This window comes from Flexivirga alba, from assembly GCF_042661025.1.
Classification (GTDB): domain Bacteria; phylum Actinomycetota; class Actinomycetes; order Actinomycetales; family Dermatophilaceae; genus Flexivirga; species Flexivirga alba.
Genome location: NZ_JBHSWH010000001.1, coordinates 2,553,906 through 2,570,355 on the forward strand (window position 1 = coordinate 2,553,906; position 16,450 = coordinate 2,570,355).

At 67.4% G+C, this 16,450-nt stretch carries 12 protein-coding genes and 1 pseudogene; 5 read left to right on the top strand and 8 right to left on the bottom strand.

All coding sequences use genetic code 11. The features are described 5' to 3' along the window. Positions 1–55 precede the first annotated feature (55 nt). The 6 genes from ACFQDH_RS12610 to ACFQDH_RS12635 form a co-directional block, all read right to left on the bottom strand. On the bottom strand, positions 56–1,225 hold the full coding sequence (locus tag ACFQDH_RS12610) for an RtcB family protein (protein ID WP_382401785.1): 1,170 nt from the start codon (positions 1,223–1,225) through the stop codon (positions 56–58). A 72-nt stretch (positions 1,226–1,297) separates the two neighbouring features. After that, positions 1,298–2,110 (bottom strand): class I SAM-dependent methyltransferase, encoded by an 813-nt coding sequence (locus ACFQDH_RS12615; RefSeq protein ID WP_382401787.1) that lies wholly within the window; start codon positions 2,108–2,110, stop codon positions 1,298–1,300. 52 nt (positions 2,111–2,162) lie between these two features. Then, positions 2,163–2,450 (bottom strand): hypothetical protein, encoded by a 288-nt coding sequence (locus tag ACFQDH_RS12620; RefSeq protein ID WP_382401789.1) that lies wholly within the window; start codon positions 2,448–2,450, stop codon positions 2,163–2,165. A 181-nt stretch (positions 2,451–2,631) separates the two neighbouring features. Then, the gene (locus ACFQDH_RS12625; RefSeq protein ID WP_382401791.1) at positions 2,632–4,647 is read right to left on the bottom strand and encodes a S53 family peptidase; all 2,016 of its coding nucleotides are present in this window, start codon (positions 4,645–4,647) and stop codon (positions 2,632–2,634) included. Positions 4,648–4,829: 182 nt separating this feature from the next. Continuing rightward, positions 4,830–4,958 carry a hypothetical protein gene (locus ACFQDH_RS12630; RefSeq protein ID WP_382401793.1) on the bottom strand — a complete coding sequence of 43 codons (129 nt, stop codon included), beginning with the start codon at positions 4,956–4,958 and terminating at the stop codon, positions 4,830–4,832. Between the two features lie 39 nt (positions 4,959–4,997). Further along, positions 4,998–5,942: an acyltransferase domain-containing protein gene (locus ACFQDH_RS12635; protein ID WP_382401794.1), complete on the bottom strand. Its 945-nt coding sequence runs from the start codon at positions 5,940–5,942 to the stop codon at positions 4,998–5,000. A 38-nt stretch (positions 5,943–5,980) separates the two neighbouring features. On the opposite strand from ACFQDH_RS12635, the gene miaA reads away from it, so the two are divergent. Both miaA and dapF read left to right on the top strand, forming a co-directional pair. Next, the gene (gene miaA / locus ACFQDH_RS12640; RefSeq protein ID WP_382401796.1) at positions 5,981–6,910 is read left to right on the top strand and encodes a tRNA (adenosine(37)-N6)-dimethylallyltransferase MiaA; all 930 of its coding nucleotides are present in this window, start codon (positions 5,981–5,983) and stop codon (positions 6,908–6,910) included. A gap of 43 nt (positions 6,911–6,953) precedes the next feature. Further along, positions 6,954–7,817 (top strand): diaminopimelate epimerase, encoded by an 864-nt coding sequence (gene dapF, locus ACFQDH_RS12645; RefSeq protein ID WP_382401798.1) that lies wholly within the window; start codon positions 6,954–6,956, stop codon positions 7,815–7,817. A 13-nt stretch (positions 7,818–7,830) separates the two neighbouring features. On the opposite strand, the gene ACFQDH_RS12650 is transcribed toward dapF, so the two are convergent. Further along, positions 7,831–8,460, bottom strand: a complete 630-nt coding sequence (locus ACFQDH_RS12650; protein WP_382401800.1) for a class I SAM-dependent methyltransferase — start codon at positions 8,458–8,460, stop codon at positions 7,831–7,833. Positions 8,461–8,607: 147 nt separating this feature from the next. On the opposite strand from ACFQDH_RS12650, the gene hflX reads away from it, so the two are divergent. The 3 genes and pseudogenes from hflX to ACFQDH_RS12665 all read left to right on the top strand — a co-directional run bounded on the left by hflX (position 8,608) and on the right by ACFQDH_RS12665 (position 15,170). Continuing rightward, a complete protein-coding gene (hflX, locus tag ACFQDH_RS12655) occupies positions 8,608–10,077 on the top strand; it encodes a GTPase HflX (protein ID WP_382401802.1) in 1,470 nt (489 codons plus the stop codon). A gap of 59 nt (positions 10,078–10,136) precedes the next feature. Next, a complete protein-coding gene (locus ACFQDH_RS12660) occupies positions 10,137–12,800 on the top strand; it encodes an MGH1-like glycoside hydrolase domain-containing protein (RefSeq protein ID WP_382401804.1) in 2,664 nt (887 codons plus the stop codon). A gap of 148 nt (positions 12,801–12,948) precedes the next feature. Then, positions 12,949–15,170, top strand: a pseudogene (locus ACFQDH_RS12665) (ATP-dependent DNA helicase). A gap of 94 nt (positions 15,171–15,264) precedes the next feature. Here the strand turns inward: ACFQDH_RS12665 and ACFQDH_RS12670 are convergent. Further along, on the bottom strand, positions 15,265–16,326 hold the full coding sequence (locus ACFQDH_RS12670) for an iron-siderophore ABC transporter substrate-binding protein (protein ID WP_382401806.1): 1,062 nt from the start codon (positions 16,324–16,326) through the stop codon (positions 15,265–15,267). Positions 16,327–16,450: the final 124 nt, after the last annotated feature.

Here is a 16,450-nt window from a genome sequence, read left to right on the forward strand (position 1 = left end):
TGGTCGCCTCCGATCACTCGGAACGACCACAACTGCACTCTCAACGGCACCGGCATCAGTCGCCCTTGACGTTGACGATCTGCCGCAGGGTGTGCCGGACCTCGACGAGGTCGGCAGCATCCTGCATGACCACGTCAATGTCCTTGTAGGCCTGCGGAATCTCGTCCAGGAACGCCGAGGTGTCCCGGTACTCGATGCCGTCCATCGCAGCCCGCAGCTGCTCCACGGTGAACGCCTTCCGCGCGGCCGACCGTGAGTAGGCCCGCCCCGCGCCGTGCGGGGACGAGTTCAGCGCCAGCGGGTTGCCCTTGCCCACCACGACGTATGACGCAGTGCCCATCGACCCCGGGATCAGGCCCGGCCGACCCGCCTCGGCGTTGATCGCGCCCTTCCGGGACAGCCAGACGTCCTTGCCGAAGTGCCGCTCCCGCTCGGTGTAGTTGTGGTGGCAGTTGATCCGCTCCTGCTCCACCACCGGCTCACCGACCCAGTGCGACACGTCGTGCACGACGCGGTCCATCATCTCCTCCCGATTGAGTAGCGCGAAGTGCTGCGCCCACCGCAGCTCGGCCAGGTAGGTGTCGAACTCCGGCGTGCCCTCGACCAGATAGGCAAGGTCCTTGTGCGGCAGCGGAATCCACCACTTCTCACACAGGTCCCGCGCGACCTTGATGTGCCGCTGCGCGATCCGGTTGCCGACACCCCGCGACCCGGAGTGCAGGAACAGCCAGACCCGGTCCTGCTCGTCCAGGCTCACCTCGATGAAGTGGTTGCCGGAGCCGAGCGAGCCCAGCTGCACGTCCCACTTCTTGGCGTATGACGCCGGGTCGAACCCCGCATCGTGCGCCATCGCAGACAGCTCGTCGAGCCGAATCTGCGTGTGCTCCCGCGTGATCCGGTGGTTGTAGCCGCCGGCGGACAGCGGGATGGACCGCTCAATGCTGTGCCGTATGACGGACCGGTCCTCCGGCAGGTCGCCGACGGCGAACTGGGTCCGGACGGCGATCATGCCGCAGCCGATGTCGACCCCGACCGCGGCCGGGATGATGGCCCGCAGGGTCGGAATGACCGATCCGACGGTGGCACCGAGCCCGAGGTGGGCGTCCGGCATCAGCGCAAGGTGCGGGTGGATGAACGGCATCGTTGCGGCGAGCTCCGCCTGCTCCCGAGTGTTGTCCTCGAGCAGTGAAGCCCAGTTGAAGAGCCGGTCGTTGATCTTCTGCATGATGAAATCCTTTGTAAGACATACAAATACGGCGTCGGCCAAGGACCGACGCCGTATGCAAAACGGTGTCGGTCAGGTCTTGGTCGCCTGCAGGGTGTAGCTGGCGGCGAGGCGCTCGGGTCGCTCGGTGAGGCGCCATTCACCGTGCTCGTCGACCGACATCAGGCCGGGCAACGCGCACCACGGCACGCTGTCGTGCTCGACGAGCCCGGTCAGCTGCAGCCCGTGGCGCAGCAGCGCGGTGACGATCTCGCCGAGCCCGTGATTCCAGTCGACCCCGGTGTTCGCGGTGAACACGTGGTCGGTGGCGACATATGTGCCGCCGTCGGTCCACGTATTGCCCTCGGGTTGCTCGAAATACGAGTACTTGGGCTCCAGGCCGTCCTCCTCGAAGGTCCACAGCATCGGGTGACCTTCCCGGATGAAGAGGCGGCCACCGGGACGCAGCAGTGACGCGACGACCTGCGCCCACCGGTCGGCCGATGGCAACCAGCACAACGCGCCGATGCCCGTGTAGACCAGATCGAAGGTGCGGCCGCCCAGAGCTTCTGGGGCGGAGTAGACATCCGACTCGACGTAGTCGATCGATGCCCCTGCGCGGGCCGCGATCTCTCGTGCCTGTGCCAGGGACGCGGGGGAGAAGTCGAGCCCGGTCACCCGCGCCCCGAGACGGTGCAGCGACAAGGTGTCGGTGCCGATGTGGCACTGCAGGTGCACCGCGTCAAGGCCCGTGATGTCGCCCAGGCGCTCCTGATCGAAGGACACGACACCGCTCAATTGCTTTGTGCCGTCGACGAGTTCGGGCACGCCGTAGTCCGGGCTCGCAGCGTGTGCTGCGGCCCGGTCGTCCCAGTTGGCGCGATTGAGCGCGAGGTAATCGGTCACGCTCCAAGAGTGCGGGAGAACGACGCGGCAGGCAACCGAATTCGCGCAGCCCTCAAGCGGGCCGGGCGATCCCCGCCAGCCGTTGGTATGCCGCCAGACACGCGTCGCACGCACAGGACGTCGTGGCGTGCATCGACCCGGAATTGCGGACGGTGCCGGGAGGGAGCGGCGGCTCGATCTGCCAGCCGGGGAACGAGAACGTCTGCAGGAGAACAGGTTCCGGTGCGGGGTCACACTGGTCAGCGCGGCAGCAACGGCACGAGGTGTAGCCGCCGTTGCCTGCTGAGTGCCAGCTCTGTTGGTGCCCGCACGACTGGCACAGATGGACCAGGACGCTCATGCGACGGCCTGTCCGAGAGACACACGTTTCGTCATACGACTGATCCTGGGCCTTCGACCTGGTTGAAGGTCAAGACACGAATCCGCCGAGCGGCCCAACTGGCTGCTCGGCGGATTCGGCTGTTACGGAATGGGTTTCGATACGCTCGCTCGTTCCTCGCGAGCTACTCAACCACCTTTGGCTACCGGTTCTGCAGCTGCGAGATCAGCGCACCGAAGTCAGGCGTGCCGAGCCCCGTCGCCGGGTTGTACCGCGTTCCGGCAGTGCCGGTGTAGAAGAGGTTGTCGTTGCTGGTGCCGCTCGTGTTCAACGGGTTCAGCGGCGAGTGGTGGCCAGCAGCGAGCCGGTACATCACCGGGTTCACGAAGCCGACCCGATGACCGAGGGCCTGATCCATCACCGCGGCGCTGCCGTTGAGCTGCGGAGCGACGAAACTCGTTCCACCCCAACCGCCCTGCATCTCGTTACCGGCACCCGCGCTCGGCTCGTAGAGCAGGTAGCCGGTGTAGGGGTCGGCGTCGGCCGACACGTCGGGCTCGGCGCGACCCGAGCTGCTGCCCGTGGTCACCGCGGGATTCGCGGCGAAGCTCCAGGTCGTCGGCTCGTTGATGCCGTCGACCTTCTGAATGTTGGTGGGCGTCAAGTACTGGACAGCGGAGTAGTCGCGGACCAGACCGCGCTGGTATGACGGCGCGGGCTCGAGCTCGCTGTAGCCGCCACCGCCACCGCCGATGTCCTGGACCGCGATGGCCGCCTCGGTCGTGTTATGCAGCTTGGCCAATGGGGCCCAGAGATAGTCCCAGCCCCAGGCGCGCTCATCGGTGACCGACACAGCGGCAGAGTTACCGGTGCTGCTGCTGGTCAGCGTTGCGGACCACGGCAATGTCGTCCCGCCCGCGGAGGTGATGAACGGGCTGTCCGCGGGTGCGTCCACGGACAGGTTCGTCGTGCCGAGGTCGTTGCTCGCGTCATACGCGCCCTGATCGCCGGCGGAGGCGAAGACGGACTGCCCCTGGACCGCCATCTCGAGGAACGCCTCGTCGAAAGCCGCCTGGTACTGCGGGGTTTCGACTCCGGAGGCAACGGATGCCTGGATGATCGTCTCCGACTCGCCCCAGCTGGCCGACACGGAGTCGGCAGTGTTCTGGGTGGCTGCGGTGAAGAACGCATCGGCAAAACCGTTGTCAGTGTTCGGCGCCTGGTAGACCGTGACGTTCGCGCCGGGCGCGACACCCCCGGACTGCTCCACATCCAAGTCGGTCTCACCGGTGCCCGCTTGGTCACTGGGCGCACCCGGCCCACCGTCGATGTTCTGGACCGTGACGGCCCGGCCGGTTGACGGCAGGTGCATCACGTTGGACCAGTAGTACTCGGGCGCGCCCTGGTCGAGTGCGGCGAGCGTCACGATGCCGATGGTGCGTCCGGCGCCGGTGTTGCCGGCCTGCTCGGTCTTGGACAGGCCGTAGCGCTGCACGTAGTCGGTCGGAGTGTTGCAGGCACCCGGCAGCCCGGTGAGCGCGGTGCAGTCGACGCCGCTCGTGCCCGCAGACTTGGCGTGGACGCCGGAGTTGATGTGCTTGGCGTTCGAGGAGAACGGGCCGTAGTTCGACAGGCCGAGCACCGCGAGGACGCTGTCTGCCACGTGGCGCGGCAGCGTCGGCTGCTGGGCCGTGCCGTGGACGGTCTGCGCGGGGATCCGGCCGAGGCCGTTGCTGCCGCGTTGCGCGGGCACCTTGTAGTTCTTCTGCTGCACCGCCAGCGCCTTGTCGAACTGGCTGGCCGTACCCGACGCAGTTATGTCGACGTGGTCGGCATACACGGTGGTCGTGATGCCGAAAGACGCCAGATAGCTGGTGAGTTCGTGGATCGTCCGCTCGCTCTGACCGTACTTCGAGGCGAACTGCGACACGCTCAACTGGTGGCGGACCCCGTGCTCGACCTGCGCCTCGAGGGCGCCCTTCGACCGTTCCTTCAGCACGAACGACACCTGCTCCGGAGTGCTCGGGTCGGTGTCGCCGAACGCCTTCGCACCGGGGATGGCGGTGACGTTCGTGCCGGCAGCGACGGGCACCTTGGTGTCATTGCTCGCGGTCGCGTGCGCCGCGCCCGTGCCGAGACTCGCCGCGAAGGCGAGTGCGAGCACGCCGACGCTGGCGACCGTGGTCGCGGTGCGTGCAGAAGAACGGGATCTGGGCATGTGGATGCTCCTCCGAGTACTCAGGGTGACGTCGGATGAGACGCCGGAGCGAACCTAGATGCCGAAGCACCGGAAAACGTTGCCATCAGTGAGTATTCACACCGAACCAGCAGGGAACTGGCGTGGAGTTCCCAGTGGCGATTACCCCACCGGACGGTGAGGTCGTGCTATGACGCATCGGGTCAGTCCTCGGACTCTTCGTCGTAGGGCTCGTTGGCGTCGTCGCGGCCGGGGAGCAGCGCCATCCCCTCTTCGGTGGCCGTCTCTTCTTCCTCGCGCTCGTACGCCTCGTTGCCGTGATCGGTGCTCATACCGTCCACCTTCCCGCACTCGGGCTCAGGAGGGAACCGTCAGGGCAGTTTCAGCCAGCCGGATCGCTGGTGCAGGTGGCCCCCGGACCGCCAGTGGTCCAGCATCGCCCGCTCGAGCCGAGTCGAGGCGACGAGATCGGCCGGCTCGGCATACGGCCGCCGGAAGACGAAGTTGCGCACCGACTCGTCGCCGTCCGTCGGTGCGCCGATCGGGTGCCAGCGGGCACAGAAGCGAGCGATGTTGCTGTCCGGGACCAGGTCGAGCAGTTGCTCGTCGAGCAACCAACTGGTGCATCGCGCGACCGAGACGGGTGGTAGCTCGGGGAAGTGACGCGCCAGGAACGGCCGCACCCGGGCCAGGGACGCATCAACGTCGGCCGGTCGCAGCGGACCACTGTCGGGGATGTGTATGCCGACAACCACCGACCCGGCGACTGCCGGCACCTGGGCGGCGCGCAACTCGGCAGCCGGCACGGTCAGTGTCTCGAGGTTGGCCTGCAGCCGGCCGAAATCGTAAATCACGCCGCGCAAGTGCAGGCTGAACCAGTCCTGCACGTGCAGGCCGGTGTGCCCGAAGGTGCGCTCGAAGACCCGCAGGTGTCGCCCGAGATCGCCGAAGATCGCTCGCGACGCGGTATCCGGAATGGCGCGAGTTCTGTGGTATGCCAACGTGTCCGGCAGGGTAGCCGCGAACGCGACCGGGTAGAAGAAGCGCGCCTCGACCGGCTCGTCCGGGTCCTGCGGGTCGAAGTTCGCGGGTAGCGGCGGCTGCCCCCACGGCAGCATCCGGCCCATCGCGTCGCGCAACTGGGCAACGACCTCGGCGACCCGGGCGAGCCTGGCCGCGTCGGTGCGGATCCGCCCCGCGGCAGTCTCGAAGTCGGCCCGGTCCGGCTGCTGCACCGCGAAATAGTCGAATGCCCGCTCCAGCGCGGCGCCGGAGATGCGCGATCGCAGCTGGTCGGCGGTCGGCAGGGATGTCACGGGGCCATCGTAGGTTCCCGTTTGCCACACTGACCTGTATGACGACCCCGCACCCGATCGTCGCCGTCGTCGGACCGACCGCGACCGGCAAGTCCGACCTCGGCATCGCGCTCGCGCATGCCATTGACGGGGAGATCGTCAATGCGGACGCGTCGCAGCTCTACCGCGGGATGGACATCGGCACGGCGAAGCTGACACCGGCCGAACGGGAGGGCGTGCCGCACCACATGCTCGACGTGCTGGAGGTGCGGGACGAAGCGAGTGTTGCGTCATACCAACGGGATGCGCGGGCGGCGATCGATGGCATTCGAGAGCGCGGGCGGGTCCCGATCCTGGTCGGCGGCAGCGGCCTGTACGTGCGGGCGGTTCTGGATGACCTGCGGATCCCGCCCACGGACCCAGCCGTACGCGCCGGCTGGGAAGCGCGGCTGGAGCAGGAGGGAGCGCCCGCACTGCATGCGGAACTGGCTGCATCCGACCCTCCCGCGGCCGAGCAGATCCACCCCAGCAACGGCCGACGGATCGTGCGCGCGCTCGAGGTGATGGAGCTGACGGGAGAGCCCTTCAGCGCAACCATGCCCAAGCGCGAGTTCATCGCGCCAGCAGTGATGCTTGGCCTGCAGATCGACCGCAGCGAGCTCTACGCCCGCATCGCCGGCCGCGTCGAAGGCATGTGGCAGAACGGCCTGCTGGACGAGGTGCGTGCGCTGGATCGCATCGGATTGCGCGAGGGTCGCACCGCGAGCCGCGCGATCGGCTACGCCCAAGCCCTGCAGCAGCTGGACGGCATACTCAGCGAGGAGCAGGCGAAGAACGAAACAGCAGGACTGACAAGGAAATTCGCGCGCAGGCAACACTCGTGGTTCGGTCCGGAACCACGCATCCATTGGCAGCCGTATGACGCACCAGACCTGCTCGCCCGCGCTCAGCAGACGCTCCGTGACGCCCGTGACGGGTCCAGGCCGTGACACCGGCGTGACGAGTGGGTGTCCAATGACCTTGAATGGCGGTATGAGGACCATCAGTTTCGTCAAGGGCCACGGCACGAAGAACGACTTCGTGCTCGTGCCCGCGCTGGACGGGACGCCCGAGCTCACTGCTGAGGAGACGGCGTTCCTGGCGGACCGGCGCGGCGGAGTCGGCGGCGACGGCGTCATCCGTGTCGTGCCCGTTGAGCACGCGCCGGCCGACGTGCGCGCGATCGCCGGTGAGGCGCGCTGGTTCATGGACTACCGCAACCAGGACGGCTCCGTCGGCGAGATGTGCGGCAACGGCACCCGGGTCTTCGCGAAATACCTGCTCGACAACCACCTCGAGAGCGGGCGGGACTTCGACATTGCGACTCGTGCCGGCGTCAAGCGAATGACGGTCGTCGACGGTGGATTCGAGGTCGACCTGGGCGTATGGCGCCTCGCGCGCGAACCCGAAGCGGCCGAGCGCGGCTCGGACAGCGTGGTGCAGGCGGTCGGTGCGGCCGACCCGCTGCCCGCGTTGAGCATTGACCTGGGCAACCCACACACGGTCGTGGCTCTTCCGCCCGAATTCGACCTGAGCACACTGGATCTCGCGCATCAGCCGCGCGTTGATCCGGCTCCCGAGAGCGGCACCAACGTCGAATTCGTCCGGGCCATCGGTCCGGGGCATATCGCGATGCGGGTGCACGAGCGCGGCGTCGGTGAGACGCAGAGCTGCGGCACCGGTGCCGCTGCAGCTGCGATCGCCACTTGGTGGTGGGCGGGGCAGCCGGCCGACCAGCTCGATTGGCGCGTCGACGTCCCGGGCGGCCGGCTCGGCATACGCATCGAGGGCGAGCGCGTCCTGTTGTCCGGGCCTGCCGAGATCGTCGCCACCGGAACGGTCGAGCTCCCCGTCTGAGGCGGCTCGCCGGTCAGGCCCGCTGCCGGACCCGCAGGATCCGGTAACCCCTGACACTGGTGAAGCGCTCGGTCGCGAAGCCCTGCTCGATCAGCCAGCGCTGCAGCGAGTCCGAGCCCAGGTTGCGCTGCACGACGAGGTACGCGACCCCGTTGGGAGTCAACCGGGGGAGCCAGGTCAGCAGCAGGTCGTGCAGGACCGATTTGCCCACCCGGATCGGGGGATTCGACCAGATCAGGTCGAAGCGCAACTCGCCGGGTATGGCGCCAGCGGTCTCGGCCCGAACGTTCGACAGGCCGAGCGAGGCCGCGTTGTCGCGGGCGAGGTCCAGGGCACGTTCGTTGACGTCGACGCCCCACACCTGCGCGCCGGGGGAGCGCAGGCCGAGGGTGAGGGCGATCGGCCCCCATCCGCAGCCGAGATCCAGAAAGGTGCCCGACGCGGGCGGTTCCGGGGCGTGTTGCAGCAGGACCGAGGTGCCCTGGTCGATCCGCTCCGCCGAGAAGACGCCGGGAGCGACCTGCACGGCGCGCGTGCGCCCCGCGAGTGGCACGTTGATGGTCCGCCGCTCGTCGGCGCTGGCCGGACTCGCGGTGAAGTAGTGGTCGTGCGCAGCGGCGTCGTGTCCAGATGTGTCGCTCACCGCCCAGACAGTAGTCGCCGGAGGCGCCATACTCAGTGGTCACACCGCACACGGGGCAATAAACCATTCGCGTATGGCGTTGACATTTGCGACCGTGAAAGCCCGAACAGGGGGAACATGACCGAACGCAACACCGATGGAGGCGCGATGACTGCTCGCTCACATGTGCTCGATGGTCGCGCCGAAGCGCTGGCTGAGGAGACCGATCACGACCCGAGGTATGACGCTGACGGGTTCCTGATCGAGGAGTCTTACGACGGAGATCAGTTCGAGCGGGAAGACCGCGCCGCGCTGCGCCGTGTTGCGGGTCTGTCTACCGAACTCGAGGACGTCACCGAGGTCGAATACCGCCAGCTGCGCCTGGAGCGTGTCGTGTTGGCCGGTGTCTGGGGTGAGGGCACTGCACAGGACGCCGAGCACTCCATGCAGGAGCTGTCGGCGCTCGCCGAGACGGCCGGATCGACCGTCCTCGCGGGTGTGCTGCAGCGGCGGATGAAGCCGGACCCGGGCACCTGGATGGGCTCGGGCAAGGCTGCGCAGCTGCGCGACATCGTCATCGAGGAGGGCGCCGACACCGTCATCGCCGACACCGAGCTGACGCCCAGCCAGCGTCGTGGACTCGAGGACGTCGTCAAGGTCAAGGTGATCGACCGGACCGCGCTGATCCTGGACATCTTCGCCCAGCACGCCAAGTCCAAGGAGGGCAAGGCACAGGTCGAGTTGGCCCAGCTGCAGTACCTCCTGCCGCGACTTCGTGGTTGGGGTGAGTCGATGTCCCGCCAGGCCGGTGGCCAGGCCGCCGGCGGCCAGGGTATGGGCTCGCGCGGTCCTGGTGAGACCAAGATCGAGCTGGACCGTCGTCGCATCAATACGCGCATCGCCAAGCTGCGTGGTGAGCTCAAGGGCATGAAGACCATGCGCGACACCAAGCGGCACTCCCGCCGCGCGGGTCACGTCCCGTCGGTCGCGATTGCCGGCTACACCAACGCCGGCAAGTCCTCGATCCTCAACCGGCTCACCGGTGCCGGTGTGCTGGTCCAGAACCAACTCTTCGCGACCCTGGATCCGACGGTCCGCCGGGCCGAGACGGAGGACGGCCGCACCTACACGCTGGTCGACACCGTTGGTTTCGTGCGCGAGTTGCCGCACCAGCTGGTCGAAGCCTTCCGCTCGACACTGGAAGAGGTGGCCGACGCCGACCTGGTCCTGCACATTGTCGACGGTTCACACCCCGACCCGGAGTCGCAGATCACCGCGGTGCGATCGGTGCTCGCCGACGTGGGCGCGCACGACGTCAAGGAAGTCGTCGTCGTCAACAAGGCGGACATCGCCGACCCCGAGGTCGTCGACCGGATCCTGCGGGCCGAGAAGCACGCGTTCGCAGTGAGCGCTCGTACCGGTGCCGGATTCGACGAGCTCGCTGCGCTGGTCGCACGGGAGCTGCCGCGCCCGGAGATCCGGATGGAGTTGCTGCTCCCCTACAACCGCGGCGACCTGCTGTCCCGGATCCACGAAGACGGCGAGGTGTTGTCCAGCGAGCACACCGGCGAGGGCACGCACGTGCACGCCAAGGTGACTCCGACCCTGCAGGCCGATCTCGCCGATTTCGCGGTCTAGACGACCCCGCTCCCTCGTTGACGTAGTTGACTCAGTGGTGACCTGGCACCATCGGTCGGGTGACGTCACCAGCAGCCGACCCTGAACACGACCGCATCGCAGCTTCACCCGGTGCGGATGACCCCTGGCGGTTGTGGGGACCCTATGTCTCCGCACGCCAGTGGGGCACGGTGCGTGAGGACTACTCCGCGGACGGAAACGCCTGGGACTACTTGCCTTTCGACCAGGCGCACCGTCGCGCGTACCGCTGGGGCGAGGACGGTATGGCGGCGGTCTGCGACCGCTTCGGCTTCCTCAACCTCGGCATCGCACTGTGGAACGGCAAGGACGACCGCCTCAAGGAACGCTTCTTCGGCCTCACCAACGCGCAGGGCAACCATGGCGAGGACGTCAAGGAGGTCTGGTGGCCGACCGATGCCACGCCCACGCACTCCTACGCTTCCTGGCTCTACCGCTACCCCCAGGCCGCCTTCCCGTATGACGAGCTGGTCGCGGCCAACGCCGCGCGCACCCGCAACGACCCGGAGTTCGAGCTGACCGACACCGGCGTGCTGGCGGACGACCGGTTCTTCGACGTTGCGGTCACCTATGCCAAGGCCAGCCCGACCGACCTGCTGATGCAGGTCGACGTCACCAACCACGGCCCCGAGACGAGCGACCTGCAGCTGATTCCGCAGGCGTGGTTCCGCAACACCTGGGCCTACGGCCGCGACGACCGCACGCCGTCGATGACACTGACCGACGGCACGGTCCACCTGCAGCATGCCTGGCTCGGCAGCTACGAGCTCGAAGCCGAGGGTGACCCGCGAATTCTCTTCTGTGACAACGAGACCGACGACGCGGGCCTCTGGGGAGCAGAGCCACGGACGGACTGTCCGAAGAACGGCCTGGACCGGGCGATCGTGCATGGCGACGAAGCCGCGGTGCGCAAGGACCACGGCACCAAGGTCGGTTTCTGGTGGCAATTGAGCGGTATGGCGCCAGGGGAGACCCGCACTGTGCGGCTGCGCCTGCGAGCGGTCGCGGCCGGCACCGACGGCGCGTCAGCACCCGTCGACACCACCTCGGCCGGCGGCTTCGCCGACTTCGCGAAGATCCAACAGGCCCGGGCGGCCGAAGCAGATGAGTTCTACCGAGGCGTCATACCGGAGACCGCCGGTGCGGAGGAGACCCTGATCGCGCGGCGTGCGTTCGCCGGCCTGCTCTGGGGCAAGCAGCTCTACCGCTACGCGATCGGCGAATGGCTCCAGGGCGACCCGGCCGGCCCGACGCCTCCGCCCCAGCGCCGGGCAGCCGGCGCGCGCAACGTTGGGTGGTCCCACCTCGACCTCGCCGACGTGATCTCGATGCCCGACGAGTGGGAGTACCCGTGGTTCGCCTCCTGGGACCTGGCCTTCCACACCGTCCCGCTCGCGCTGATCGATCCGGCGTTCGCCAAGGACCAGGTCGACCTGATGGTTCGCGAGTGGGCGCAGCACCCGAACGGCCAACTGCCGGCCTACGAGTGGAACTTCGACGACGTCAATCCACCGGTGCACGCGTGGGCGGCCTGGCAGGTGTATTCCCTTGCAGGAGATGAGGATCGGGAGTTTCTCGCCCGGGTCTACAGTAAGCTGCTGATGAATTTCTCCTGGTGGGTCAACCGCAAGGACGCTGACGATTCCTACCTTTTCGAGGGCGGCTTCCTCGGCATGGACAACATCGGTCCGTTCGATCGGTCCAAGCCGTTGCCGGACGGCATGCGCCTGGAGCAGTCCGACGCCACCAGCTGGATGGCGTTCTACTCGCTGTCGATGCTGCGTATCGGCGTCGAGCTGGCCCGGCACGATCGCAGCTGGAGCGCCTCGGTCCGCACCTTCTTCGAGTACTTCCTACGGCTGGCGCGCGCGATGGACGATTTCGGCAGCACCGGCATCTCCCTGTGGGACGAACAGGACGGCTTCTACTACGACGCCCTGGTCCGTTCCGACGGCACCGCCGAGCGGCTCCCGGTGCGCTCACTCGTGGGGCTGTTGCCTTTGGTTGCAGTCGAATCCGTCCACCCGGTGGTCGCCCGGCAGCTGCCCGACCTGCTCAGCGAGGTGCACTGGCTGGAACGCCGGGACACCGGGCTGGCCGACGTGCTGGCACACCACGAGCACCACGACGACACCCGTATCACCATGTCGCTGGTGCCGGCGGAGCGCCGCGAGCAGTTGCTCGCGCGGCTGCTCTCCGAGGACGAGTTCCTGTCACCGCACGGCATACGGTCGCTCTCCGCGGCATACCGGACGCCGTTGACGGTTGACGTCGACGGTGCCGACTTCACGGTCGGCTACACGCCGGCCGAGTCCGACAGCGCACTCTTCGGCGGCAACTCCAACTGGCGTGGACCCGTGTGGTTCCCGATCAATTTCCTGCTGGTCGACGCCCTGGCGACGTATGCCGAGGCGTATCCCGACCTGCGCGTGGAGCACCCGACCGGCTCCGGGCAGCAGAGCAGTCTCGGCGAGATCACTGCCGACCTGATGGACCGCTTGGTGACGCTGTTCTGCCCGGGTTCGGACGGGCGGCGCCCCGGCACTCCGAAGTGGTACCCCAGCGGTCCGCTCTGGGACGCGCACCCGACCTTCAGCGAATATTTCAACGGTGACGACGGCTCCGGCCTGGGGGCGACCCATCAGACCGGCTGGACCGCCCTGGTCGCCTATCTGATCTGCCGCGGCACCGACGACCTCACGTGATCAAGAGGAGCACCACCTGACCGAGGGGAGTACGGATTCGGCCCGAATCCGTACTCCCCTCGGTCGTTCGGTACTCCTCTCGGTCAACAGGGAACGACGGACCTGTGGACGATGCACCCGGCAGCCGGGGACCGCATACCCTGTGGGAATGCCTGCCGATCTCGATGCCCTGATGCACGCTGCCGTCGGAGGAGTCGGTGGCAGCGACCGGCCGGGGCAACAGCAGATGGCCAGGGCGGTCGACCAGGCCGCGCGCGACGGGTCGCACCTGCTCGTCCAGGCCGGCACCGGCACCGGTAAGTCGCTGGCCTACCTGGTGCCGGCCATCCGGCACGCGGTGGAGACCAAACAGCCGGCCATCGTGGCCACCGCGACGCTGGCGCTGCAGGCCCAGATCGTCGACCGTGACCTGCCCCGGATCGCCGACGCATTGGCCCCGATCCTCGGCCGTCGGCCGACCTACGGCCTGGTCAAGGGCCGCCGAAACTACCTGTGTCTGCACAAGATCGAGGGTGGCTACCCGGACGACGAGGACTCGCTGCTCGACATCGGGGAAGTTGATCGGGCCGCCGGCCGGATCGGCGAGGAGGTCGTGCGTTTGCGGGAGTGGGCGCAGGAGACCGACTCCGGTGAGCGCGACGAGCTGGTCCCCGGCGTCAGTGAGCGAGCCTGGCGACAGGTGTCGGTCTCGGCCGAGGAGTGCCTGGGCTCGAAGTGCCCGATGGTGCAGCAGTGTTTCGTCGAGCGGTCGCGTGCCGCCGCGAAAGAAGTCGACGTCGTCGTCACGAACCACAGCTTCATGGCGATCGACTCCTTCGAGGGGCGCCAGATGCTGCCCGAGCACGAGTTGCTCGTTGTCGACGAGGCGCACGAACTCGTCGACCGCGTCACCTCCACCATCACCGACGAGATCACCGGCGGCATGATCGCGACGGCGGCACGCCGCTGTGGTCGTATGGCGGACGCGTCGACCATGCGCGAAGCGGGAGAGCTGCTGCAGGAGCTGCTGAACGGCGTTCAGGAGGGCCGCCTGGTCGGCATACCCGACAATCTCGGGCTCGCGCTGAGCCGCGTGCGCGATGCCGCACGCTCGGTGCAGAGCGAGTTGAAGCCCGCGTCACCGGCGGACAACGACGCGTCCCGGCAGGTCGCGCGTGCCGCGATCGACGAGATCTTCGACAACTGTGACCGGATCCTGGAGGGTCGCGAGCTCGACGTGGTCTGGGTGTCCCAGGACCAGCGACGTGGCGCGATCCTGCGCGTCGCACCGATGAGCGTCGCAATGCTGTTGCGGGACAAGGTCTTCGGCGATCGCACCGTCATCATGACGTCGGCGACGCTCGAGCTCGGCGGCTCCTTCGACTCGGTCGCCGGCACGCTCGGGCTGCGTGGGGACGGCGGCCCCAAGTGGACCGGCCTCGACGTCGGTTCGCCCTTCGACTACCCCCGGCAGGCCATCGCGTATGTCGCCTCGCAACTCCCACCCCCGGCCGCGACGGCATGTCGACGGCCGCGATGGACGAGATCGAGACGCTGGTGCGTGCGGCGGGCGGCCGCACACTCGGGCTCTTCTCTTCCACCCGTGCAGCGCGCGCAGCTGCGGAGGAGATGCGCACCCGGTTGGGTGACGACATACCCGTGCTGTGCCAGGGCGACGACCAGATTCGCACCCTGGTAGGGCAATTCGCCGCCGATGCGCGCACTTGCCTCTTCGGCACCATGACGCTGTGGCAGGGCGTGGACGTGCCGGGCCCGTCGTGTCAACTGGTGATCATCGATCGCATTCCGTTCCCGCGCCCCGACGACCCGCTGGCGTCCGCGCGCTCGCAGGAGATAGCACGACGCGGCGGCAACGGCTTCATGTCGGTGTCGGCCACCCACGCCGCGCTGCGGTTGGCACAGGGCGCCGGCCGATTGGTCCGCAATCACGACGACCGCGGAGTCGTGGCGTTCCTGGACACCCGGATGATCACCGCGCGCTACGCCGGTTTCCTGCAGAAGTCGCTGCCGCCGTTCTGGCCGACCACCGATCGTGCCCTCGTGCTGAAGGCGCTCAAGAGGCTCGACGAGATAGCCGCCGACGAACCCACCGCGATCCATGCCGACGACGTCGAGCGCGCTGCGGTCGAGGCGGAGGAGACGGCTGTCGATGCCTCCCACGACGTGCCGACCGAGCTCGCTCCGCACCCCGACATCGAGACCGAAACGGTCACCGACGAGGCGCCGCCGGCGGATGGCTGGGGCGCCGACGATGACGAAGAACTCCGCGACGGCATCGACCTCGGACTCGAGCCGGAGGAGCTTGCCGAGCACCTCGACCGGTCACTGGAGGACGTGCGAAACCGATTGGTGCAGTTGAAGATCGGCTGACTCAGTGAGGCTTATTCTGCGTTGGCGTTGCGCGTCGCAAGCTCCCTGCAACGCCAACGCATCTCAAGCTTCCTGTGCTTGTTCAGAATAAACTTCACTCGTTGATGATGCGCACCTTCGTCGACGTCTTTCCATCGACTGCGGCAGCGAGCTGGGGCACGTAACGCTTCAGCACCCACGGGATCGACAGCGGCGTCACCATGCTGAATGCCGAGGAGTAGGTGCTGACCTTCTTGCCGTCACCGATCGAGCTCGGGACGTAGATGGTGCGCCCCTCCTTGTAGGCCTTCGTCTGCTCGTAGAGGCCGCCGAGCTTCGACTTCACATCCGCCGGGCTGTCCAGCCACACCACGACGTCGAAGTCGATCTCCTTGGTGCGCTCGGCGCTGATCGAGCCACCGAAGGTCTTGCCGCCGATGTCCTTGAACCTCGCCGGGAAGGTGAAGCCGAGGGCGTGCTGGATCTGCGAGCGGATATCGGACGGCCCGTAGATGTAGGCGCCCTCGTATGGCGTGGCGACGATGGCGGTCTTGCCGATGAACTGCGGATGCGACTTCTTGGCGGCCGCAAGGTCGCTCTTGACGCTGTTGACCAATGACACGCCCTCGTCGTGCTTGCCGAGCGCGTCCGCGATCAGCTGCGCCGTCTTGTCCCACGGAGTGCCCCAGTCGACATACCCCTTGGGCGCGGCGATCGTGGGAGCCAGTTTGGACAGCTTGTCGTAGTCGGACTGCTTGAGATCGGAGTAGATGGCCAGGATCAGGTCGGGCCGGAGGGTGGCGATCTCTTCGATGTTGATGCTCTTGCTGTCCAGGACCTTCGGCAGTGGGGAGTTGCCCAGCTTGTCCTTGGCCCATGGGTAGATCTCGCCCTTGGCGGCGCCCAACCACGAGGTGACACCGACCGGCACGACGCCGAGCGCGAGCACCGAGTCCTGCTCGAGCAGCCCGACGCACACGACACGTTTCGGTGCCGACGGGATCGTGGTCGACCCGTACTTGTGCTCGACCGTGACGGGGAAACCCGTCTTGCTCGCGCCATCCGATGCGGCGGCGTCCGACCCGGATCCGCCGGAGCTGCTGCCGCATGCTGCGAGCAGTCCGGAAAGTGTCAGGGCACCGCTGCTGGCGAGGACAAGACGACGAGACGGTTGCATGGTTCTCCTGGCGATGATGTGATGGGAAGGTTGGTTAGGCTTACCTACCTAAACATGAACGGGTGATTCGATTCCATTCGAGGGGGTCCGAGTTCGCCAGGCATCTTTGGTAAGGCTAACCTTC

Bases quoted from the DNA above. Each gene is read 5' to 3' on its own strand.
- ACFQDH_RS12610 (WP_382401785.1), bottom strand. From the start codon at position 1,225: ATGCAGAAGATCAACGACCGGCTCTTCAACTGGGCTTCACTGCTCGAG.
- ACFQDH_RS12620 (WP_382401789.1), bottom strand. From the start codon at position 2,450: ATGAGCGTCCTGGTCCATCTGTGCCAGTCGTGCGGGCACCAACAGAGC.
- ACFQDH_RS12625 (WP_382401791.1), bottom strand. From the start codon at position 4,647: ATGCCCAGATCCCGTTCTTCTGCACGCACCGCGACCACGGTCGCCAGC.
- ACFQDH_RS12630 (WP_382401793.1), bottom strand. From the start codon at position 4,958: ATGAGCACCGATCACGGCAACGAGGCGTACGAGCGCGAGGAAGAAGAG.
- miaA (WP_382401796.1), top strand. From the start codon at position 5,981: ATGACGACCCCGCACCCGATCGTCGCCGTCGTCGGACCGACCGCGACC.
- dapF (WP_382401798.1), top strand. From the start codon at position 6,954: ATGAGGACCATCAGTTTCGTCAAGGGCCACGGCACGAAGAACGACTTC.
- hflX (WP_382401802.1), top strand. From the start codon at position 8,608: ATGACTGCTCGCTCACATGTGCTCGATGGTCGCGCCGAAGCGCTGGCT.
- ACFQDH_RS12670 (WP_382401806.1), bottom strand. From the start codon at position 16,326: ATGCAACCGTCTCGTCGTCTTGTCCTCGCCAGCAGCGGTGCCCTGACA.